General features: G+C 65.6%; 20 protein-coding genes. 12 read left to right on the top strand and 8 right to left on the bottom strand.

Annotated features, from left to right (window positions below):
• Positions 1 to 27 precede the first annotated feature (27 nt).
• The 3 genes from AC1DO7_RS08430 to AC1DO7_RS08420 are packed head-to-tail and all read left to right on the top strand — an operon-like array spanning position 28 to position 4522.
• Positions 28 to 2403: a xanthine dehydrogenase family protein molybdopterin-binding subunit gene (locus AC1DO7_RS08430; RefSeq protein WP_441619771.1), complete on the top strand. Its 2376-nt coding sequence runs from the start codon at positions 28 to 30 to the stop codon at positions 2401 to 2403.
• Positions 2400 to 3329 (top strand): FAD binding domain-containing protein, encoded by a 930-nt coding sequence (locus AC1DO7_RS08425; protein ID WP_441619769.1) that lies wholly within the window; start codon positions 2400 to 2402, stop codon positions 3327 to 3329. The genes AC1DO7_RS08430 and AC1DO7_RS08425 overlap by 4 nt, the downstream gene beginning before the upstream one ends.
• Positions 3330 to 3334: 5 nt before the next feature.
• A complete protein-coding gene (locus tag AC1DO7_RS08420; protein ID WP_477115991.1) occupies positions 3335 to 4522 on the top strand; it encodes a thiolase family protein in 1188 nt (395 codons plus the stop codon).
• Positions 4523 to 4560: 38 nt separating this feature from the next.
• Here AC1DO7_RS08420 and AC1DO7_RS08415 read toward each other — a convergent pair whose 3' ends face one another.
• Positions 4561 to 5364 (bottom strand): SDR family NAD(P)-dependent oxidoreductase, encoded by an 804-nt coding sequence (locus AC1DO7_RS08415; RefSeq protein ID WP_441643433.1) that lies wholly within the window; start codon positions 5362 to 5364, stop codon positions 4561 to 4563.
• A 384-nt stretch (positions 5365 to 5748) separates the two neighbouring features.
• Here AC1DO7_RS08415 and AC1DO7_RS08410 point away from each other — a divergent pair, with 384 nt between their 5' ends.
• Positions 5749 to 6003: an RNA-binding protein gene (locus AC1DO7_RS08410; RefSeq protein WP_441619763.1), complete on the top strand. Its 255-nt coding sequence runs from the start codon at positions 5749 to 5751 to the stop codon at positions 6001 to 6003.
• Between the two features lie 124 nt (positions 6004 to 6127).
• Here AC1DO7_RS08410 and AC1DO7_RS08405 read toward each other — a convergent pair whose 3' ends face one another.
• From AC1DO7_RS08405 to AC1DO7_RS08395, 3 genes are all read right to left on the bottom strand, one after another.
• Positions 6128 to 6763: a 3'-5' exonuclease gene (locus AC1DO7_RS08405; protein ID WP_441619761.1), complete on the bottom strand. Its 636-nt coding sequence runs from the start codon at positions 6761 to 6763 to the stop codon at positions 6128 to 6130.
• Between the two features lie 315 nt (positions 6764 to 7078).
• Complete coding sequence (locus AC1DO7_RS08400; protein ID WP_441619759.1) at positions 7079 to 8602, bottom strand: amidase; 1524 nt, start codon at positions 8600 to 8602, stop codon at positions 7079 to 7081.
• A 57-nt stretch (positions 8603 to 8659) separates the two neighbouring features.
• A complete protein-coding gene (locus AC1DO7_RS08395; protein ID WP_441619757.1) occupies positions 8660 to 9655 on the bottom strand; it encodes a Bug family tripartite tricarboxylate transporter substrate binding protein in 996 nt (331 codons plus the stop codon).
• A 173-nt stretch (positions 9656 to 9828) separates the two neighbouring features.
• On the opposite strand from AC1DO7_RS08395, the gene AC1DO7_RS08390 reads away from it, so the two are divergent.
• The 5 genes from AC1DO7_RS08390 to AC1DO7_RS08370 all read left to right on the top strand — a co-directional run bounded on the left by AC1DO7_RS08390 (position 9829) and on the right by AC1DO7_RS08370 (position 14495).
• On the top strand, positions 9829 to 10737 hold the full coding sequence (locus AC1DO7_RS08390; RefSeq protein ID WP_441619755.1) for a LysR family transcriptional regulator: 909 nt from the start codon (positions 9829 to 9831) through the stop codon (positions 10735 to 10737).
• 130 nt (positions 10738 to 10867) lie between these two features.
• A complete protein-coding gene (locus AC1DO7_RS08385; RefSeq protein WP_441619753.1) occupies positions 10868 to 11218 on the top strand; it encodes a RidA family protein in 351 nt (116 codons plus the stop codon).
• A gap of 16 nt (positions 11219 to 11234) precedes the next feature.
• The gene (locus AC1DO7_RS08380; RefSeq protein ID WP_441619752.1) at positions 11235 to 12476 is read left to right on the top strand and encodes an NAD(P)/FAD-dependent oxidoreductase; all 1242 of its coding nucleotides are present in this window, start codon (positions 11235 to 11237) and stop codon (positions 12474 to 12476) included.
• 583 nt (positions 12477 to 13059) lie between these two features.
• A complete protein-coding gene (locus AC1DO7_RS08375) occupies positions 13060 to 13788 on the top strand; it encodes a MotA/TolQ/ExbB proton channel family protein (RefSeq protein ID WP_441619750.1) in 729 nt (242 codons plus the stop codon).
• Positions 13789 to 13982: 194 nt separating this feature from the next.
• Positions 13983 to 14495: a DUF3016 domain-containing protein gene (locus tag AC1DO7_RS08370; protein ID WP_441619748.1), complete on the top strand. Its 513-nt coding sequence runs from the start codon at positions 13983 to 13985 to the stop codon at positions 14493 to 14495.
• Between the two features lie 111 nt (positions 14496 to 14606).
• On the opposite strand, the gene AC1DO7_RS08365 is transcribed toward AC1DO7_RS08370, so the two are convergent.
• Positions 14607 to 15515: a LysR family transcriptional regulator gene (locus tag AC1DO7_RS08365; RefSeq protein WP_441619746.1), complete on the bottom strand. Its 909-nt coding sequence runs from the start codon at positions 15513 to 15515 to the stop codon at positions 14607 to 14609.
• Positions 15516 to 15644: 129 nt separating this feature from the next.
• Between AC1DO7_RS08365 and AC1DO7_RS08360 the strand changes: the two genes are divergently transcribed.
• The 3 genes from AC1DO7_RS08360 (at position 15645) to ycaC (ending at position 17966) form a co-directional block, all read left to right on the top strand.
• The gene (locus AC1DO7_RS08360; RefSeq protein ID WP_441619744.1) at positions 15645 to 16520 is read left to right on the top strand and encodes a pirin family protein; all 876 of its coding nucleotides are present in this window, start codon (positions 15645 to 15647) and stop codon (positions 16518 to 16520) included.
• A 113-nt stretch (positions 16521 to 16633) separates the two neighbouring features.
• Positions 16634 to 17311 carry an isochorismatase family protein gene (locus tag AC1DO7_RS08355; protein WP_441619742.1) on the top strand — a complete coding sequence of 226 codons (678 nt, stop codon included), beginning with the start codon at positions 16634 to 16636 and terminating at the stop codon, positions 17309 to 17311.
• A gap of 28 nt (positions 17312 to 17339) precedes the next feature.
• Positions 17340 to 17966: an isochorismate family cysteine hydrolase YcaC gene (gene ycaC, locus AC1DO7_RS08350; protein WP_441619740.1), complete on the top strand. Its 627-nt coding sequence runs from the start codon at positions 17340 to 17342 to the stop codon at positions 17964 to 17966.
• Between the two features lie 188 nt (positions 17967 to 18154).
• Here ycaC and AC1DO7_RS08345 read toward each other — a convergent pair whose 3' ends face one another.
• From AC1DO7_RS08345 to AC1DO7_RS08335, 3 genes are all read right to left on the bottom strand, one after another.
• Entirely contained in the window at positions 18155 to 19387 is a 1233-nt protein-coding gene (locus tag AC1DO7_RS08345; protein WP_477115990.1) for a patatin-like phospholipase family protein, read from the bottom strand.
• 270 nt (positions 19388 to 19657) lie between these two features.
• Entirely contained in the window at positions 19658 to 20905 is a 1248-nt protein-coding gene (locus tag AC1DO7_RS08340; RefSeq protein WP_441619842.1) for an acyl-CoA dehydrogenase family protein, read from the bottom strand.
• A 458-nt stretch (positions 20906 to 21363) separates the two neighbouring features.
• Positions 21364 to 22494: a porin gene (locus tag AC1DO7_RS08335; protein ID WP_441619736.1), complete on the bottom strand. Its 1131-nt coding sequence runs from the start codon at positions 22492 to 22494 to the stop codon at positions 21364 to 21366.
• Positions 22495 to 22524: the final 30 nt, after the last annotated feature.

Genomic DNA, 22524 nt, shown 5'->3' with positions numbered 1-22524 from the left:
ATGCGGTGGCCGTTGAGGAGCATTGCCATGAGYGAAGCCCCGCAAGACGCCACGACGCGCTATATCGGCAAATCCGTCAGGCGCCGGGAAGACCGGCGCCTGATGAGCGGGCGCGGCAGGTTTACGGATGACTTCCAGTTCCCCGGGATGGTATTCGCCGCCTTTGTCCGGTCTCCCTTCGCCCATGCGGACGTCCGCCATGTCGACACGGCGCAAGCGCTCGCGCTGCCCGGCGTCGTGGGCGTATTGACCTACGCGGATATCCAGGGAAAGGTCGGCGATATCCGTCCGAACTGGGTCGTGGGGGACTCGAAAGTGCCGGCCCATCCGCCGCTTGCCGCGGGGCGGGTGCGCTACGCCGGCGAGGCTGTCGCCATGGTGCTGGCAGGCACGCGAGAACTCGCGGCCGATGCCGCCGAGCTGGTGGCGGTCGAGTACGGGGAACTGCCAGCCGTGGCCGATGCGCAGGCGGCACTGTCTGCGGGCGCGCCGCAACTCCACGCCAATGTGCCGGGCAACCTGATCGGCGTCTACCGCGTCAAGGGCGGCGACTATGACGACGCGCTCAGGCAGGCCGACCGCGTGGTGTCGATCCGCCTGGTCAACCAGCGGCTGATACCCAGCCCGCTCGAGCCGCGCGCGCTCTGCGCCAGCTATGACCCGGTCGACGAGCAGCTGACTTTCATCGTGCCTACCCAGGTGCCGCATATGTCGCGGCGCTGGCTCTCGGAAGCCCTGGGCTGGCCGGAGCACCGGATCCGGATCGTCGCGCCCGACATCGGGGGCGGGTTCGGCGCGAAGATGCACTTCTATGCCGAAGAGGTGCTGGTAGCGTTTGCGTCCAGGCATTTCGGCCGGCCGGTCAGCTGGACCGAGTCCCGCAGCGAGAGCCATGTGGCCACCACGCACGGCCGCGCCCATGTGGAATATGTCGAAGCCGCGGTCAAGGATTCCGGCAAGGTACTGGGCATCAAGGTGCAATCGTTCGCCAACCTCGGGGCCTATCTTTCCAATATGGCCACCGGTATCCCGACGGTCAACACGGCCAGCTACGTCACGGGCAACTACCAGATCAGCTCGGTCGACGTCGAGGTCAATCTCGTCACGACCAACACCACGCCGGTCGACGCCTATCGCGGCGCCGGCCGGCCGGAGGCGGCCTATATCGTCGAGCGGATGATGGATGCGGTCGCCGGTGAGCTGGATATCGATCCGGTCGAGCTCCGGCGGCGCAACCTGGTGCAGGCCGACCAGTTCCCCTATCAGCCGCATAACAATGCGCGCGGAAAATGGGATAGCGGCAACTACCAGGCGTGCCTGGACAATGCCACCGAACTGGTCGACTACACCGGCTGGCGCCTGCGCCAGGCGGAGCTGCGGCAGCAAGGCAAGTACATCGGCATTGGCGTGACCTGCTACCTGGAACTGGTGGGCATGGGCATCTCCGCCCTGTTGCTGAGGGTCGGCTTCGATCGCGGCGGGTGGGAGAGCGCCCATATCCGGGTGCACTCCGACGGCAAGGTAACGCTGTTCAGCGGATCGATGCCGCAAGGGCACGGCCATGCCACCAGCTACGCGCAGATCGTGGCCGAGGTGCTGCAACTCCCGATGGAGGACGTCGATGTCGTGCAAGGCGACACCGACCGCGTGCTCGCGGGCCACGGGACGTTCAATTCCCGCTCGATGCCGGTCGGGGGCTCGGCGGCCTACCTGGCCGCGGGCAAGATTCTCGCGAAGGCCCGCAAGATCGCCGCGATCATGCTGGAGGCGCCGGAGGAGGATGTCCGCTACGCCGACGGCCGGTTCTCGACAGCGGCGGCGGACACCACCGTTGCGTTTTCCCGGGTGGCGCGCATGGCTTATGTCGCGAGCAAGTTGCCCAGGGATGTCGAGCCCGGGCTGGAAGAACGCGTGTTCTACGAGCCCACCTCGATGGGGGCGCCCAACGGTTGCCATGCGGTGGTCGTCGAGGTGGACATCGAGACTGGCATGGTAGAGATACTCGACTACGTCGCGGTAGACGATGTGGGGGTACTGATCAATCCCATGCTCTGCCACGGCCAGATGCACGGCGGTATTGCGCAGGGCATCGGCCAGGCCCTCTTCGAGGAGGCGAGGTACGACGAGGCGGGCCAGCTTTTGTCGGGATCGCTGCTCGACTACGGCTTCCCGCGGATCGAGCAGGTTCCCCGCATGCGCACCAGTTTTCACGTCTCGCCCTCGCCGACCAATCCACTCGGGGTCAAGGGCATCGGCGAGGCCGGCTGCGTCGGCGCGCCGCCGGCGGTGGTGGCGGCGGTATGCGACGCGCTGAAGCCATTCGGCATCTCCCATCTCGATATGCCCCTGACGCCGCCCAAGATCTGGCGCGCGATCCACGAGGCCAACAGGAGCGAGGCATGATCCCGTATCCGTTCGACTATGTCAGGGCAAGCAGCCTGCCCGACGCGCTCGCACTGCTGTCAGGCGATGCGGACGCGAAGCTGGTGGCCGGAGGCCATTCGCTTCTGCCCCTGATGAAGCTGAGGCTGGCCAGGCCGTCCCTGCTGGTGGACATCGGCCGGCTGCCCGAGCTGAAGGGCGTGGAAATCCACCAGGATCACATCTCGATCGGCAGTGCCACGACCCACGCCGAACTGGAGTCGGACAGCCAGCTGAGGGCATTGGCCCCGATGTTTGCCCGGGTTGCGGGCGTCATCGCCGATCCCGCGGTGCGTAATCGCGGAACCATCGGCGGGGCGCTGGCAAACGCCGATCCGTCGGCGGACTGGCCGGCTGCCATGCTCGCGCTGGAGGCCGAAATGGAGCTGGCCGGCGCCAACGGCACGAGACGTGTGCCGGCGCACGCGTTCTTCGTGGGGTTCATGTCCTCGGCCGTGCAGCCCGACGAGATCCTCGCCCGCATCCATATTCCCATGCCGGCCGCGCTGCGGGTCGGATACCGGAAGTTCCGCCATCCATCGTCGGGCTATGCCGTGGCCGCCGCCGCCGTCGCGCTGCGGTTCGCGGGGAGCCGGTGCGTGGGCGGCACGATCGGGATCACCGGCGTCGCCGACACGGCTTTCCGGCCTTATGCCGCCGAGGCTTTGCTGGGCGCCGGCTTCACGGGCGGGGCCGATGACATGGATCGCATCGCAATGGCGGCGTTTGCCGGCGTGACGCCGCTGACGGACAGCTTTGCCGATGCAGCGTACCGGCTTCAGCTCGGCAAGGTCATGCTGAAACGGGCGCTGGCGGATGCCATGGAGATAACGGGCCCGGGTGCCTGGCAGGCGCACCGTCCGCCCGGAGATTTTGCGAAACCGACAAGCAAGGAGTCAACGGAGTGAATGCGATGAAAGCAAGAGAAGTCGTGCTGTGCCAGCCGGTTCGCACAGCCATCGGGGCCTACAACGGCGCGCTCAAGGCTACGCCTGCGACCGAGCTCGGCGCGACGGTGATCGGCGAGACCTTCCGTCGTTCTGGCCTCGACCCGGCCCTGGTCGGCAGCGTGGTGTTCGGCAACGTGGTGCAGGCAGGCAACCGGATGAATCCGGCGCGGCAGGCCGCCATCGGAGCGGGCCTGCCGGTTTCGGTGCCCGCGATGACAGTCAATCGGGTATGCGGCTCCGGCGCGCAGGCCATTGCCACGGCGGCCGACGAAATCCGCCTCGGCTATATGGACGTGGCGATCGCCGGCGGCATGGAGAACATGGACCRSGCGCCCTAYCTGATGCCTGCSGCCCGCTGGGGMMRSCGCATGGGCGATGCKRCSCTGCATGACAGCRTGCTGMKGGACGGCCTGGTGGATGCGTTCTCGGGCGAACACTCCGGCTGGCATACCGAGGATCTGGTGGAGCGCTGCAAGATCAGCCGCGATGAACAGGACCGCTGGGCCGAACGCTCGCAGAGCCGTTTTGCCCGCGCCCAGGCGCAAGGCCGTTTCCTCGCGCAGATCGTCGGCGTGCCGGTGAAGGCGAAGGGCGGCGCGGTGATGTTCAGCGTGGACGAGGCGAATCGCCCGGACACCACGTTCGAGGTCCTCAGCCAGCTGCGGCCGGCGTTCCGCAAGAACGGCACCATCACGGCGGGCAATGCGCCGGGGCTCAATAGCGGCGCGGCAGCCATGCTGGTCGCCGAACGTTCCGTGGCCGAGGAAAGGGGACTGGCGCCGATGGCGAGGCTGGTGGCCTATGGCGTCGGCGCCGTGGAGCCGGGCCTGTTCGGCCTCGGCCCCGTGCCGGCCGTGCGCCAGGCCCTGGAGCGTGCGCAATGGGCGCTGGGCGATATCGAGCGGATGGAAATCAACGAGGCATTCGCGGCGGTGCCGCTGGCGGTTGCCGCCGAACTGGGCCTGCCGCACGACATCATCAATGTGGATGGCGGCGCCATCGCGCACGGCCACCCCATCGGCGCGACCGGCGCGATCCTGACCACGCGGCTGCTGCACTCGATGCGCGCGGACGGGATACGCCGGGGCATCGTGACCCTGTGCATCGGCGGCGGCCAGGGCATCGCCCTCGCGGTCGAGGCCCTGGCCTGAGCAGGCAGGCGAGGTGGCGAGGCGGCGAGGGACCGCTATCAGGCGCCCACGCCAAACCTTGCCGCCGGCGCGCTGCGCGAAAGGTTCGGGAACAGGGCCGTACGCGCGGATTCGTAGGCGTTCCAGTCGGCCACGTCGGGCAGTGACGGCACCGTGAAGACCTCGCCCTGGTCCAGCCCGGCGAGCGCCGCGTCGACCATGTCGTCCGCCGACATCACCCAATCCTGCGGCAGATTGTCCGCCGGCTGGCCGGCGACATCCCAGAACTCCGTGCGGGTCGCGCCGGGCAGCACGGCCTGCACGCGCACCCCCTTGTCGGCAAGTTCATGCTTGAGCGACCGGGTCAGCGCCAGCACGAAGGCCTTGGACGCGCCGTAGACGCCGTTCAGCAGTTCGGGGGAAATCGCCACGACCGAGGCAATGTTGATGATCGTGCCGGTACCGCGTTCCACCATGCCGGGAACGGCCGCATAGGTCAGCCGCGTCAGCGCCACCACATTCAGCTCGATCATCGACTGCATCTTGTCCACGTCAGAAGCCAGCAGCGGCGCGACCGCGCCCACGCCGGCATTGTTGACCAGCGTGGTGATGCTGGCATCGGTGCGCAGCAGCGTTTCGATGCGGCGGACGTCGGCTTCCGCGCCCAGGTCGGCCGTGACGATCTCGACCGARCGGCCAGTCTCGTCGGTCAGGCGCTGCGCCAGCGTCTCCAGGCGCTCGCGGTTGCGCGCCACCAGTACCAGGTCGTAGCCGCGCCGCGCCAGGCGGTCCGCGTAGATGGCGCCGATGCCGGAAGATGCGCCAGTGATCAGGGCCGTACCGGGTTGTGTGGTATTCGTCATGTCTTCTGCTCCAGTCTTGCCGTGGCCGACACCATGTCGGCCAGCACAGGAGCTAGAGTAGGCGCCAGGCCTGATGGCATCAATGTCGTAGATCCAACGTTTTAGGACATGGCCCCGCCAAGCTATCGCAGGAGGCAATTGCGCGGCACGAGCGGCCGGCACATGGCGGCGGTACCGCCCTGGACCGGCTGGCGCCGGGCTTTCGCAGGCCGGATGGCACTTGCCCCGGCGCACCCGGATGGCCTTCGCCTGCAATGCAATGCGGGTGGCGGGCAAGGTTGCAATGCGGACAAGATCGCACTAACTTTTATTTGTTCGCCACGGTCGGTACGACGATTCGGCCGCGAAAGTTCCGCGCGCAACTGTCTCGAAGGAGTAGCCAGCATGACACGTGTTCTGCTAACGAACCTGAAGCCCGACATCTCCGACGAGGATATCCGCGCCTTCCTGGCCAAGTACGGCCTGCCGCCTTGCGATGAGATAGAACATGTGCCCGGGGATGGCACGCGCCCCGCAGCGGAACTGGTCTTCCATGCGATCGACGCCGACACCTTGCGCAAGGCGCTGCCTCGAATTCATCACATCTTCTGGAATCAGCGCGAGCTCAGCGCGCTCATCCTGTCCGATCGATTTACCTGAACCCGGCGCAGCGGCTGGTCACGACCAATGCGTGGCATGTCCGCTGTGAAGGCAGCCAATCTGGTCTTGCCTGACGGCCTGAAGACTGCAGCGAGGCTGGTCGCCGGCACTCAAGGACGCTGCCTCAGGCGGTATATGGCCCGGGTGGCTGGCCTTCACCCAGCGAGCGCAGGAGTGTCGGAACCTTGGCCCTGCTGGTGGCCTGCACTTTTGTGATGAGGGTATGGTCCACGCGATTCACGCCGTACGTCTGGGCGATGTCGGATCGCAGTCGGTGCCACAAATGACAGGTCATCTCCGCGTCGACCATGGCCCGGTGAGCTCGCCCGGGTTTGGGCAATTGCAGCATGTCCACCAGCGTCGATAACCTGTGATTGCCGGCGTGCGGGTAGAGCCGCCTCGACACGAGCATCGTGCAGGCAAAGGACTGGTCGGCGGCCATGCCGAGAAGCCCAAGCTCAGACTGCCAGAAGCGCCGGTCGAAGCCGGCATTGTGTGCGACGACAGGGTGGTCGCCAACGAACTCGGCTGCTTCGCGCATTACCTTTGACGCGGCGGGTGCCGACGCGATCATGTCGTTAGTGATGCCCGTCAGATTCACGACATCGGAAGGGATACGCCTGCCCGCATTCATCAGGCTTTGATAGCGGTCGACGATCTGCCCGTCGCGCAAAAGGATGACGGCAATTTCCGTAGCCCGGTCACCTTGACGCGGCGACAGCCCCGTCGTTTCGAAATCCAAAACCGCAACTGTCTGCACGTTGCCTTTCCCTGTAAGTCTTTAGGCTCCAATCTCTGCTGTCGGATGCAGCCTCGTCATCGCCCAGCCGTGCGTCAGCTGCCGGGAACGCACCATGTTCGATGGCTCCCTGCATATCGTCGAGGGCTTCCTCAAGCCCTGCGACGAATTCCGGCACCGTGCGAATGCTACACGAGAAGCTGCAAGCCTATGCCGAGAGGGGCGGTCGCCGATCCTCTGGCGAATCCACAAGAGGCCCGTTGACTTGCCCTGGCAGGGGGATCGGGTCGCGCAGCAGCGGGTGACAACGGTACGACCGCACGAGGCGCTTGCCACTTATACCGCGGAGACGCCGCTCGCCTGTGCCGCGGCGCCGAAGATCGGCGGCGCAGTGACGATGGAACGAAGCGCGGGCTCGGCAGGCCTGAGGGCGGCGAGGTCGGGAACGGGACGGCGCAATGCCGCCGATGCGGCAAACGCCGTTTCCATCGCCTGGGCCACGCCCAGGGTTTCACCGTCGCCCCGGAACCGGCCGGTCACCTGCAGGCCGAACGGCATGCCGAGGTCGTCGGTGCCGCAGGGCAGCGAGATGGCAGGGTGCGTGGTCAGGGTCACGACATACGTCAGGGCCAGCCAGCGGTAGTAGTTCTCCTGTTTCTCGCCGTTGATGGTATCCGCGTACAGGCTGGTCCACGGGAACGGCGAGACCGGCGTGGTGGGCGACAGGATGACGTCGTAGTCCCGATAGGCCTGCTGGAAGCGCTGCAGGATGCGGTTCTGCTCGGCCTGCGCCCACGCGCTATCGGCCAGCGACATCTTCGCGCCCATCTCGTAGTTCGCACGGGTGTTGGGGCCGAGGCTGGCGGGATCGCGCTGGTAGGCCTCGTGCATGCCGGCGACGAAGCTCTCGGCGCGCAGCACGTCGAAGCAGCGGTGCACATCGCCCAGGTCGAAGGTCACCTCATCGCACTGCTTGAACAGATGCCGCATCGCGGCAATCTTCGCGCGGAACACGCGGCGGATACCGTCGTCCACCGCGCAGCAGCCGAAGTCCTCCGTCCAGCCGACCCGCAAGGCCGACAGGTCCACGCGTGCCGGCGAGAGGAAAGCGGCCGGATTTACCTCGTAGCTCAGCGGATCGGTGACCGATACACCCGCCGAAGCCGCAAGCTGCAGGCAGGCATCGGCGACTGTGCGGCCCATTGGGCCGACCACGGAGATCGGGGTCCAGCCCAGCAGCTTGCGCGAGTTGGGTACGATGCCTGGCGAGGGCCGGAAGCCGACCACGCCGCACTTGGCCGCGGGAATGCGCAGCGAGCCACCGGTGTCGGAGCCGGTGCAGACCGGCAGGAAATCGGCCGCCAGCGCGGCGGCCGAGCCGCCGGAGGACCCGCCCGCATTGAGGTTCGGGTTGAAGGGGTTGCCGGTCGCGCCCCAGACGGCGTTGCGGGAGTTCGCGCCGGCGCCCATTTCCGGGATGTTGGTCTTGGCAACGACGATGGCGCCGGCCGACCGCAGCCGCGCTACCAGCACGTTGTCCTCGGTGGGCAGATGGCCGCGAAACAGCGGCGAGCCGTAGGTGGTGAGCAGCCCCGCGGTTGCCTCCAGGTCCTTGACGCCAAGCGGCAGTCCGTGCAGCAGGCCGAGTGATTCGCCGCGCATGACCGCCTGCTCGGCGGCCCGGGCTTCCGTGCGTGCCCGCTCGTAGCAGGTCGCCGTGATCGCGTTGATGGCCGGGTTGTAGGTTTCGATGCGGGAAATGCACGCGTCCAGCAATTCAACCGGCGAGATTTCCTTGGTGCCGATCAGGCGGCGAAGTTCGACTGCGGAAGCCGAGGTCAGCTTGTCTTGCTCGTTCATGAAGTAGGGTCTCCTCGGGCCGTTTCGTCCTGGAACCGGCGGCCCGCGTCTGGAAGGTCAATCGAGCTTGATATTGGCGCGTTGCGCGATGGCGCGCATCTGCGGCATTTCCTTTTCGATCATGCTGGTGACTTGCTTGCCCGGCGCGTAGGAGGGCTCGATGCCGTTGTCAGCCAGTTTCTTGCGCGTAGCCGGATCGGCGATGGCCTCGGCCAGCGCCTTCTCCAGCTTTGCCTTGACTTCGGGCGGCAGGCCTCGCGGCGCGACGAGCGCGATCCAGGTGCTGGCGTCCATGCCGGGATAGCCGCTTTCCGCCACGGTCGGCACGTTCGGCAGCAGCGACGAGCGCTTTGCCGTGGTGACCGCGATAGCCTTGATCTTGCCGGACTTGAGTTGCGGGATGGCCGCGGCCACGGTGTCCACGCTGAAGGGGATCTGGCCGCCGATCAGGTCGGTCATGGCCGGAGAGCTGCCCTTGTAGGGCACATGGAGCATCTTGATGCCGGTGAGGTTCAGGAGCGCTTCGCCGGCGAAATGGGCGGTCGTGCCGGCGCCGAACGAGCCGTAGGAGTACTTGCCGGGGTCTGCCTTTGCCGCGGCGACGAACTCCTTGAGGTTGTTGACGGGAACGTCGTGGTTCGCGAGCAGTATCAGGCCGGTCGAGCCGATCAGGCCGATCGGCTCGAAGCTCTTCTGCGGGTCATAGGGGAGCCGCGGGTAGACAGCGGGGTTGACCGTGAACGTGGTGCCGGACGTCGCCATCAGCGTGTAGCCGTCCGGCGCGGACTTCGCGACATAACTCGCGCCGACAACGGTGCCGGCGCCGGGACGGTTGTCGACTATCACGGTCTGGCCAAGCCGTTCTCCCAGTTTCTGGCCGACCAAGCGGCCAACGACATCGGTGGCGCCGCCTGGCGGAAACGGCAGGACAAGCTGGATCGGTTTCGACGGGTAGCTTCCCTGCGCGGCGGCGAGGGCTGGCGCCAGGCCGGCCCCGGCGGCAAGGCCGCAAGCCATGAGGAGGGACAAGACGGGGCGGGCAGGGGATCGCATATTGATGCTCCGGCAGGATGGGTAAGCGACGCGCGACAGCGGTGCGCCGGGTAACACCATCATCGTACGATCAAGTTGGAATGAAATCGTAGCAATGTTTAGAACTATTGATTGCCAAATCGGCAATCCGTAGAATTGACCGCATCCCTGTTCATTTGCGCCGAGGCGCCCCCATGTCCTACCGCATCCTGCAGGAAACCGCCGTGCGCTACTTTCTCGAGGTGGTGCGCACCGGCACGGTCAAGGACGCTGCCCTGAAGCTGAACGTCGCGCCGTCGGCGGTGAGCCGGCAGATCGCCAAGCTGGAAAGCGAGCTCGATACCCTGTTGTTCGACCGGCGGGCGAGGGGGCTGGTCCCCAATGCGGCAGGAGAGTTGCTGGCGGCACACGCCAAGCGCACGCAACAGGACATCGACCGCGTGGCGGGCGATATCCAGGCGCTGCGCGGCTTGCGCGTGGGGCGGGTGCGGCTGGCGAGCGTGGAGGGCATCGCGCACGAATTCATTCCGTTGCTGGCGGCGAGCTTCAGGGAAAAGTACGTCGGGATCCGCTTCGACCTCGACGTCTGCCCGCAAGGCGACATTGCCCGGCGCATCCGCGATGGCGAGGCCGACGTGGGCATCACGCTGAGCGGGCTTCCCGAGCCGGAGATCGAAGTGGAGCTGCGTCATCCGGCCCCCGTGCTCGCCATCATGGCGCCCGGCCATCCGCTGGCTGGACAGCGCCAGATTTCACTGTCGCAGGTCGTCGAATATCCGCTCGCGCTGCCGCCCAAGGACAGCTCGCTGCGGCAGTTGCTCGACACCAGCTGCAGTCGCCAGGGCCTGCGCTACCAGACCGTCTTTTCCAGCAACCATCTGGACTCGCTGGCCGGATTCGCGGCAGCGGGGGGCGATGTCATCACTTTCTACGGCGAGCTTTCCGTGCGGGGCCGCCTGAAGGCCGGCACCGTCGCCGCCGTGCCGTTGCGCGACCGGGAGCTGAACGAGCGCTATATCGAGATCCAGACCCTGGCCAAGCGAAACCTGCCGCCCGCGGGGCGGGCCTTCGTCCAGCACCTGACGGAGGCCATCACGGCGTGAGCGGTGAATGATTGCCTTATCGGCAATCATTTATTCGATTAATTGCTCGCGACGCATATTCCGTTTAGCCGGGCCAGCGTGGAGAATCGGGGCACGGATTCTCTCCCTCCTGCTACCCCTACGGCTCGCCATGACCCAGATCGCAAATCTGCCCTTTTCCAAGATCCGCATCGCCAACGGCCTCGCCTTCCTCTCCGGCGAGTTGCCGCTCGAGGCCAACGGCAGCATTCCCGAGGGCATCGAGGCCCAGACGCACCTGGTGCTCGCGCGGATCGCGGCTACGCTTGAAGAGGCCGGCCTGACGCTCGGCGATGTGGTCTCGGCAACGGTCTATCTCACCGACAAGACGGATTTCGCGGGGTTCAACCAGGCGTATCGCGAGCATTTCCAGGATCCGCTGCCGGTCCGCACCACGGTCTGCTGCGACCTGGTGCTGCCGGCCCGCCTCGAAATCTCGGTGGTCGCCGCGACCCGCTCCTGAAACACGGACTACCGGCATGACAACGGACATCGTGGTACTTGGCGCCGGCATGGTCGGCGTGTGCACGGCAGTCGCGCTGCGCCAGCGCGGGCATGCGGTCGTGCTGGTCGACCGGCAGGCGCCCGGCAGGGAAACGTCATATGGCAACGCGGGCATCATCCAGCGCGAAGCGGTTCAACCCTATGCTTTTCCGCGCGAATGGATGGCCGTCCTTCGCGTGATCACCCGCCAGGGCAACGATGTCCACTACCACCCCGGCGCGCTCGCGGGCCTGCTGCCGACGCTGGCCCGCTACTGGCGCGAGTCCGCGCCCAAGCGGTATGCGGGCACGGTGACAGCCTACAGCGCGCTGATTCGCCACTGCCTCACCGAGCACGACAGGCTCATCGCGCTGGCCGGCGCGCAGGACCTTGTGCGCAAGTCAGGGTGGCTGCAGGCTTATCGCAGCAACTCGCCATTCGACCATGCGGCGCGCGCCGCGAGCGCGGTCGCGCGCGAGCACGGGCTCGATTGCCGCATCCTCGACCGGGCCGGGCTTGCCGCTGCCGAGCCGGCGCTGCACGGGACGATGGCCGGCGCGATCCACTGGCGCGATCCCTGGACCATCGCCGACCCCGGCGAGCTGGTCAGCCGCTACGTCACACTGTTCGAGAAAGAGGGCGGCATCGTCCGCCGCGGCGACGCCACCACGCTGAAGCCGGCCGGCACCGGCTGGACCGTGGCAACCGAAGACGGCCCCCTCACGGCGGCGCATGCCGTGATCACGCTAGGCCCTTGGGCGCCAGCCTTGACCAGGCCTCTCGGCTATCGTTTTCCGCTGTTCGTGAAGCGCGGATATCACCGCCACTATGCGGTCGAATCGATGCCGGAGCTGCCGCTGCTCGATGCCGAGCATGGCCTGATGCTGGCGCCGATGCAGCGCGGCTTGCGCCTGACCACGGGGGCTGAGTTCGCCCACCACGAAGCGCCGCCGACCCCCGTCCAGTTGCAGCGCGCCGAGCGCTACGCCCGCGAGCTGGTCCGGCTCGGCGCGCCGGTAGAGGACACGCCCTGGCTCGGCGCCCGGCCGTGCGTTGCCGACATGAAGCCCGTCGTGGGCAGGGCGCCACGCCATCGTGGGTTGTGGTTCAATTTCGGGCACGCCCATCAGGGCTTCACGCTGGGCCCGGTCACGGCGCGCCTGATCGCCGAACTGCTCGACGGCGTGCCACCCTATATCGATCCCCGCCCGTACGACCCGATCCGCTTCGGGGGCTGACGTCTGCAGACGGTGCGCCGCCCGCACCGGGAGCCAGTGCCAGGACTCGTCCGCGCATCGACGCTGTCGGCGCCAGAGAACGCAATTAACGCCCCAGAGAATTACCCACTGACAACACGCGCACGTTGTGCGCGGGCTTGCAACCGTCCTGGCTCTGCCTGGTGCCGGGGGCTGCCCAGGCGCATGTGGCACGGCAGCAAGCAGGCGAGCACGAGACAGTTGGCGACGGTCGTTTGCGTGATGCGAATGATTATGACAATCATCAGTAATTGACGGCGCCATCAACTAGACTTAGCCGCATGTATCGCCTGCCGAGCATCCGCGAGCTGGGAGGAGCCAATGCCCGCCTTCGCCGTTCCTGTTCTCGCCCCCCGCTTGCTCCCGAAGACGCGCGCACAACGCATCACCATTGTCGTGCGTATCGGAAGCGCCGCCCCTGTTGCGTACGCCCAGCCGGCAGAGGCCACGGAGCCATCCGGTACGCCATCCGCGCCGGCATCGGCGGCCATGCTGCCTCAGGTCACCGTGCGTGGCGACACTTCGCCCGACGTATCGCCGCCGCCTCATGCCACCAGGAATCACCATGCAGAACGTTGGAATCTTCCACCTCTGGTCGCAAGGCGACTTCGTCATACGCGCGGCCGCCATTGTTCTGCTCGCAATGTCACTGCTGTCGTGGATCGTGATTCTCAGCAAGGCGTGCGATCTGGTTCGCCTCAGGAAGAATGTGCATGACGCAGAAGGGCGCTTCTGGCACGCGGACGATTTCGACCACGCGCTGGACACGCTGGGCGCCGGCCAAGTCAATCCCTTCCGCGCGCTCGCCCTGGCCGGCAAGGACGCCATGCAGCGCCACCACGCACACCAGCCGCAACTGCATGCCCAACTGGATATCTCGGACTGGCTGACCCGCTCGCTGAAGATGTCGATCGAAGAAGCCGTGGCCCGTATGCAGGCGGGCCTTGCCATCCTGGCATCGGTAGGCTCCACCGCACCGTTCGTGGGTCTGTTCGGCACCGTATGGGGGATCTATCACGCGCTGATCGGCATTGGTGCGTCGGGCATCCCGACGGTAGACAAGGTGGCCGGCCCCGTTGGCGAGGCCTTGATCATGACCGCATTCGGCCTGGCCGTGGCCATTCCCGCCGTGCTGGGCTACAACGCGCTGAGCCGTGGCAACAAAGGCGTGATCAGCAAGCTCAACCGTTTTGCGCACGATCTGCACGGCTACTTCGTGACCGGAACACGCCTGCACCCCAGCGCTTCCCGCCGGGCCGAGGACGGGCCGGTGCGGCTGGCTGTCAGGAACTAAGCGGGTTTGGCGGTACCAGAGGGACACCCATGCAATCTGGCACGCTCCACGCCATATCCATGGCGCCGGTGCCTGCCGCCGCGCCGTGGTCTATCCTGAAGGCAGCCCGGCCTCGCCGGCTGGACGCCGGGCGCAGGATGGCCGTCATCTGTTCGGTATTGCCAGCCGTGCTGACCAGAAGCGAGGCAGGTGCCATGCTCAGGAACACCGTTTCAGCGCTGGCCGCGATCTTGGCGCTGGGGCTGCCGGCGTTCGCCGGCGCCGCCGCTCATCCGTCCGGCACGCTGGCCGTGACGTTCATCCATCCCGAGACCTATACCGATGCCTCATGGTCGCAGGGATACGGCAGCGACCGCCAGGTGCTTGAGGAAATCAACCAGCATCTGGCCCGGCTCGCCGCCCGCTCGCTTCCCGAAGGCTACGCGCTCACGATCGAGGTGCTCGACATCGACCTGGCCGGCTATGTCGACTGGCGCTACGCGTCGCAGATCCGGGTGATTCGCGACGCCACATGGCCGCGCATGAAGGTCAGGTATGTGCTCAAGCATGGCGACGAGGTCGTCGCCAGCGGCGAGGAGCGCATGTCCAACATGAACTTCAACTGGGGCGTCAATCTGTACGGCTACTCGGACCGGCTGCGCTACGAGAAAGCCATGCTCGACGACTGGTTCGAGCGGAGGATTGCCAAGGTCACTGGCCACGCCTGACCGGCCAGGGCAGGGCGTTCCAGGCCGGACGCGCGGCGGTCCCGGCACCGCGCGCAAGCGGATGCGCCATCCCTGGCGTCCCGGGCTGCGCACATGCCCTGGCCCGCACGACTATGCCTCGTCGATCTCGCCGAAGCGGGCGGCGAGGAAGTCGATCAGTGCTCGTACTGACGGCAGGAGGCCGCGGCGCGACGGATACACGGCATGAATGACACCGCCCCGCGGCTGCCAGGCGGGTACGAGGTGGACCAGGTGTCCTTGTCTGAGCTGATCCGTGATCAACATGGACGGCAAGCACACAACCCCGATCCCCGCCGTTGCCGCGCGAAGAAGCGTGAGCATGTCGTCTGTCACGAGCCTGGGTACATGCCGCACTTCGGCGAAGGCGCCTTCCGGGCCTTCCAGGCGCCATACGTGGCTGGACTGGGCCGGGCCCAGGTCAAGCGTGGGAAGGTGCGCCAGATCCGCGGGAGACCGCGGCTCGGCCTGGCCCGCCAGGAGCCGGGGACCCGCCACCACGCACCATGCACGCCCGGCCAGCACCTTCATCACGAGATCGCTGTCGTCTAGCGGCGGTACCCGTACCCGGATGGCAACATCAACGCGCTCTGCAATCACGTCCACGCGCCGGTTGGTGGCCTCGAGATGCACGGTTACCTTGGGGCACGCAGCCATGAACTCTGCCACCATCTCGCCAACTCTGGCGTGAAGCAGGGCCACCGGGCAGGTGACGCGGACAATGCCCTGGGGCTCCGAGCGGGTCAGGTCGATCGCCTGCTGTGCCGCTTCAGCCTCCACCAGCACCGCCTTGCAATGCCCGTAGTAACTGTGTCCGATCTCGGTCACCGAAAAGCGCCGCGTGGAGCGCTGGATCAGGCGCACGGCGAGTCGCTCCTCCAGCAAGGCAATGCGACGGCTGAGCTTGGACTTCGGGATCCCGAGTGCGCGACTGGCGGGCGCGAAACCTTGATGGTCCACCACCTGGGCAAAGTAGAAGAGATCGTTCAGGTCCTGTTGCATCGCGGCATCATCATCGTCCTATGGATAGAACACAGAGGATAAACGACGCTGCCTACCGGTATGCGAGCGGCATGCCTATGCTTCCTATCACCGCAGCCGGACAACCGGCCGACGAATCAGGAGCATCGGATGAAGAAGGTTCTGGGTATATATGGCAGTCCACAAGGCCACTGGGTCGGCGATGGCTTCCCCGTGCGCACGCTCTTTTCGCAGGCGAACCTTGGCAATCGCGCGAGCCCTTTCCTCATGCTCGACTACGCGGGCCCGGCTCACTTTGCGCCGACCTTCGGGCGCCGCGGTGTGGGCGAGCATCCGCATCGCGGGTTCGAAACGGTCACCATTGTCTATCAAGGTGAACTGGAGCACCGCGATTCAACTGGGCAGGGCGGAAAGATCGGCCCGGGCGATGTGCAATGGATGACTGCCGCAGCGGGGATCCTCCACGAGGAGTACCACTCGGAGGCGTTCGCCAGGCAGGGTGGCACGCTTGAGATGGTGCAACTCTGGGTCAACCTGCCAGCGCGCGAAAAAATGAGCGAGCCGGGCTACCAGACGCTGCTTGACGCAAATATCCCGCAAGTTGCGCTACCTCGAGGCGCTGGATCGGTGCGCGTGATTGCAGGGGAATTTGGTGGCGCCCTCGGGCCGGCGCGTACGTTCACGCCGATCGACGTCTGGGATGTACGCCTGCTGCAAGGGCATGGTGCCGAGTTCACGGTCCCCTCAGGGCGGAACGTGCTGATGATCGCGCTGCATGGCAACGTAACGGTCAACGGAACGCAGTCGGCGCACGAAGCCCAGCTGGTCGTCCTCGAACAGGCGGGCACCGGCTTCACGCTCGAAGCCGACAGCGACGCCACGATCCTGCTGCTCTCCGGCGAGCCGCTGGACGAACCGGTGGTGAGCTACGGGCCGTTTGTCATGAACACGCAGCGGGAGATCGAACAGGCTCTGTCGGACTATCGCAGCGGTCAGTTCGGGCGGATTCCCGCCAGCGTCGACTGATACCGCCGCCGATGTAACCCCGTTCCTGGCGTGTGGCAGGTCGTCACGCGCCATCGCCCGGCAGCCGGGCCGTTTCCGGCATGCCCAAACAACACTGTTCCAGGAGATTTACCATGAGCGCTCCCGTCAACTTCAACGGCAGGGCTCCGAAGATCGACCCTTCGGATACCGCCATGCTGTTGATCGACCACCAGAGTGGTTTGTTCCAGACCGTGGGCGATATGCCCATGCCCGAGTTGCGCGCACGCGCCGCGGCACTGGCCAAGATGGCCACCCTGGCCAAACTGCCGGTCATCACCACGGCGTCGGTGCCGCAAGGGCCCAATGGTCCGCTGATTCCGGAGATCCACGAAAACGCACCCCACGCGCGCTACGTCGCGCGCAAGGGCGAGATCAATGCCTGGGATAACCCGGAGTTCGTCGCGGCGGTGCGAGAGACCGGTCGCAAGTCGCTGATCATCGCCGGCACGATCACCAGTGTSTGCATGGCGTTCCCSTCCATCAGCGCSGTSGCKGAYGGSTACMGGGTYTTCGCCGTRGTGGATGCCTCCGGCACYTACTCGAAGATGGCGCAGGAAATCACGCTGGCCCGCGTGGTACAGGCGGGGGTAGTACCGATGGATACCGCCGCGGTCGCCTCCGAACTGCAGCAGACCTGGAACCGGCCGGACGCGCAGGAATGGGCGGATGTCTATACCCGGATCTTCCCCGCCTATCAGTTGCTGATCGAAAGTTACACGAAGGCGCAGGACGTCCTGGCGCACCACGAAACTCTCGATTCTCAACGTTGATCCGAACACTTTCCTCCAGGAGTTGAAGATGACCAAGACCTACAAGCGGCTGGACAAGAACGACGTCGCCGTTCTGATGGTGGATCACCAGGCTGGGCTGCTCTCACTGGTGCGTGATATCGAGCCGGACAAGTTCAAGAACAACGTGCTGGCACTGGCCGACCTGGCCAAGTACTTCAAGCTTCCCACTGTGCTGACCACCAGTTTCGAGGACGGTCCGAACGGTCCCCTGGTGCCGGAGCTGAAGGCGATGTTTCCGGATGCGCCGTTTATTCCCCGGCCTGGCCAGATCAATGCGTGGGACAACGAGGATTTCGTCAAGGCGGTCAAGGCCACGGGCAAGAAGCAGTTGCTGATCGCTGGCGTGGTGACCGAGGTATGCGTTGCGTTTCCTGCGCTGTCAGCCATCGCGGAAGGCTACGACGTGTTCGTGGTCACCGACGCATCCGGTACGTTCAATGAAGTGACGCGACATTCCGCATGGAACCGCATGGCCGAAGCCGGTGCGCAACTGATGACCTGGTTCGGCGTCGCGTGCGAACTGCATCGCGATTGGCGTAACGATATCGAAGGGCTGGGCACGCTGTTCTCGAACCATATCCCGGACTACCGGAACCTGATAACGGCCTACACCACGGCGAAGGCATCCAGATAGACTCCGCCGATCGCTCAGAAACTGGCGATCTGCGGCGGGAATGGGGCCGCGCCCCGATCGGCCGACCGGGGCAGCAAGTTGCCCCGGGGCCGCGACTGCAAAGGAGGAAATCAAAGGAGGAAGTACTTCCAGGGTGCGCTACTTGCCTGCCGGTACGGCCGGCGCCTCCTCCGTGCGCGGTTGGTCAGCTACGCGTCTGGCGTGCGTAAGGCGGTGGTTACCGCGGCGTCCTTGTTGGCGGCAAAGGCACGGGACTCGCGCACCCGGCGCATGGATTGCCACCGCGCCTGGTTGTCCTTCAACAACTCGGTCGCCTCGTAGGAATAATGGTCAATCGGAACGCCGGTGGCTTTCACCAGGATCTCCAGCGTGCCCGGCGGGGATTCCGATTTGTCCCATGCTGTTTTGGGCGTGGACAGGGAGTTGACGACAAAGACGACGATTCTTCGCGTATGGTCGAGCGGCGAAGGCTGGCGGATCAGATGCAGCGCCTCCATAATCTCCAGCGAATCCAGCACGCTACGCATGCCGAGGTTGTCTGAAACGCCGCCATCCACGATATGGATGTAGGGCCGGTCGGCGCTGTCTCCGAATTCCGCCTCCTCCCTCAGATGGCGGGTCGCGCGCGCAGCCGGCCTGGGCGGGTCGCTGGCGTCGAGAAACGGCTTGATCCAGCCGGGAGGGGCGTAGCCGCAATGGCCGCCATAGTTGTTGAGCGTGATCGGCGTGAGCACCACCGGCACTGCCGACGACGCCGCTGCGGCGCGGGAAAGCCGGATCGCACTCAGATCGGAACAGAGCACGTCGAATGTGGTCTGTGTAAAGGGCAGGCGGGCTCCTGTGGAAATGTCCGTGGCCGAGGCGATGATGAACGGACCGTTTCCGCGATTGAGGTCGCCGAACGTCGCGCCATGGAACAGGATCTCGTCATACAGGTCTGCCGCCAGTTCCGAGCGGCCCCAGCCGCTCGACCACAGGGACGGCCAGTAGGCAGGATTGAACGTGCGCAACGTAATCGTGCCTTGCACATCGCGCTTGAGGAAACGTTGTTCGTAGTCATCAAAGAGTTTGTCACCGTAGAGCCCATAGGCGAGCGCCGTGAAGCTTCCGCCCGACACACCGGTGATGACGGCGACATGGTCAAGCAGGCGAGACTTGTTCCCCTTCGGGCCGACAACTTCCGTATTGCGCAGGAACTCGAGGACGCCGTACGAAAAGGCGGCCGCACGTGTTCCCCCGCCAGAGAAGGCCAGGATTACCAGGTTTTCGTTGTCCGTTGAGTGTTGCGGGCGGGTAAGGAAGCGATAGCCGGTGTTTGGGTCGGCGTTGGCGATCGGCGGGTTGACCGGCCGGCTGGCGCAGCCGCCAAGCAGGAGCAACAACGCAAGCATCAGCACTGCAGGCGTCGGCAATCGTGTCATGGATCCTCCGAATCAGACGATGCAAGCCTCGCTATCTCGAGGGAGTGTGCAAACCGGGCTTTCTGGAAATCGGTTGATACCAGCAATTAGCATAGTCGGAAAAAACCGTGCGACCGCCACAGCGGGCGAAGAATGGTGGCGCAACCGCATGGAGAATCCGACGCTAACCTGGTTGGCGTCCCTCGGTTATCGGAACAATATGTCGTTATCCGCACTCCTTCGGCTTGTTCCGGGCTACCCTGCGGCAATGCCGGGCCGTCATCTTGCCTGTTACCGGCTTCCCGATGCGGACAGCGAATCGTAGTCCGGTGAGCGCATCAAGTCGTGCAACTGGCGGCGCCGCACGCCCATATTGCCGCCATCGAACAACGGGAAGGCCAGCGCATCCTGCAACATGCCAGCCAGGGGAAGGGCATGGTCATAGCTGTCGATGCCCACGACCCGCATCAGGTCGGTGATCACGCGGACTGCCATTTCCGAGCAGAAGACCTTGGCGTGCAACGCGAGTTCAAGCGCGCCGGGAGCGCCTGCGTCTATCGCGCTGCAGGCGCGCAAGCTCAGCGCACGGCACGCCTCGATGGCCATCTTTGCATCTGCCAGCGCATAGCCGACCGCCTGGTGCTCGATGATGTTGGCAACTCCCGCTCGCTTCTCTGTCCTCGCAAAGTGCAAGGCAAAGTCAAACGCTCCCCGCATTACCCCGACTGACATGATCCCGACCAACGCTGCCGTGCCGGAGAAGCTTGCCTCGACCAGGTCCTTGCCACCACCGACGGTGCCGATCACGCTGTCCTTCGGCACGCGGACATTGTCCAGGCGGAACTGCGGCGTATAGTGCGCCCGGTGTCCCATGGACTCGGTGCAGCCGTCGGGCACGATGCCCTCTCCCGGTTTCGCCACCGCCAGGATGCTGATTGCATGGTCAGGATCGGCTTGTGGATCCGTCCGGCATACCACGCACAGCAGGTCCGCGCCCTTGTTATCCCAGCCCGTCGCCGACGATACCCACTTCTTGGTGCCGTTGATGACCCACTCGTCGCCTTCCATGCGCGCCGTCGTGCGCACGCCCGCGCCGGGGGCGGGAGAGGAGAAATTGGCGCTGCCGCCGGGTTCGGAGTTCGCAAGTGCGGCCAGCGGGGCGCCTTTCCGTGCGAGGAATGGCGCGAAATAGCGCTCGTGTTGTTCAGGCGTGCCGGCTAGCACCAGCGGGAACAGGCCGAGCAGTGTGGCAAACATGGTGAGCGGCACGTTGACATCCACCGCGTAGAACTCCTCGGCAACGATTGCCATGTCCAGCATGCCGGCCCCTTCGCCACCGAATGGCTTGGGAATGATGCGCCGCAGGAAGCCCGCCTCGATCAACTGCGCATACATAGGCCTGGTTGCGGAGAATCGCGCCTCGGGTGTGTGCAGGTGGTGCGTGGCCGGCGCCACCTCGGACAGGACCTGCTGCGCAAAGCGCCTGGCGGATCGCCTGAGGTCGCATTGCTCGGCGGTGGGCGTGAAATCAATCGGCATGGCGGCTCCTTGTGACGGCAGGACGTGGCAGGACGTGGCAGGACGTCTATCGATTCGTAGTATCAGGCCGCCACGAAGGCAACGCTGGCGCCCGCGCATGCGTCTGACAGAAGTTGTCAGGGGCCCTCGCGTCGAGATCCTCCGCGGGACTGGCCGCGCGGCAGGTCAACGGTCTGCCTTGGTCCTGACAGAATCATTCTGCGGCGAAATCGGAGCGAACCATACTGCGCGGTTTCGCAGCCGGGTCTTCCCCGATCGCCAAAGTGTTGTCGGCGAGTTATTGCGCTGGTGTTGGCCAGCATGGAACCGCGGTACAGCGCTATCCGGCCCGTCCTTTGTGCTGGCCACGCGAGAGGATGGCGAGCGCGGTCGTGTCAAAAAAATCCCCGGTCGATGCCGGGGCGCAATGCACTGTCGCGAGTGGGCGGCGACAGGGCTGGAGATACCGATGATTCAGGTCAGAAGACGTGGCGGACGCCGACGGCGACGCCGAACATGCCTTTCTGCCCGGGCGTCTGGAAGTAGCCAGTGGCGAAGCTATCCTGGGTGCCGTCGAAGTTCAGGCCGGCATTGTGCGAGTAGGCCGTAGTCAGGTAGACGTCGGTACGCTTTGACAGGGCGTAGTCGGCGATGAAGTTGACCTGCCATGGATTGGCCGGATTCGTGGGGAGTGCCGTCGCCGTCGGCGTCACCGTCTTGACGTCGGCGTAAGCGTAGCCAAGCGTGAAGCCGAGGGCTGTCGTAGCCTGGTAGTTCGCGCCGATCCAGTAGTAGTCGTCACGCAGGAAGGTGGCGCCATTGCCGAAGTCCATCTTCGCCCATCGGTATCCGGCCATCACCTTCAGCGCGCCGGTAGCGTAGCTGGCGGCCGCGCCCGCCTTGCGGCTGCGTCCCGCTTGCCCGGACACGAGCGCAGGGTTCCACTGGTCATAGAAGGCCGTGAGGCCCAGCGTGCCGTCGAGATACGTCACCGACGCGCCGTAGCCGGCGTTGTCGCTGGCGTGGCCCGGCGTTTCGGTGGGCAGCGCGATGGGCGTGAGGCCGATCGCCGGTGCGCCGACGCCGAACGAATAGTGTGCCGCCATGCTGACCGGGCCCCACGCGTTGGTGTACTTCACCACATTGTCTTCGCGGTAGTTCAGGCCGGCCATGAAGACGTCGGGTTCGTAGAGGGTCGCGAAGCGGGTCGGGCTGAAGTTGACTGCGCCCTCGAACATGCTCGTGTACTGGCGGCCGAAGGTTACCTTGCCATACTGGCTGCCGATGCCCACATAGGCCTGGCGGTTGAACGCGCGGCTCTGTGCGGCAATGCCGGTGTCGATGCCGAAGCCGCTTTCCAGCACGAACAGCGCCTGCATGCCGCCGCCAAGATCCTCGGTGCCGCGCATGCCCCAGCGAGAGCCCGAGAGGCCGCCGTTGGTTGGCATCGAAAGGCGGCTGCCGCCCTGTTGCTGCGGCCCGGCAGCCACCCGGTTGACATATTCGATCGGGGCGTCAATGACGCCGTACAGCGTGACACTCGTTTGCGCTGCAGCGTGGCCGCTAAGCAGCGCCGCGGCAGCCGCCAGGGAAATGGCCGTTCTTTTCATTGCAGATGGTCTCCGTCCAATTTGTTTATT

It is taken from the genome of Cupriavidus sp. 05N40 (assembly GCF_056397305.1).
Note: the sequence above shows the minus strand (reverse complement) of the source record. Positions and strands in the feature narration are given on the sequence as shown.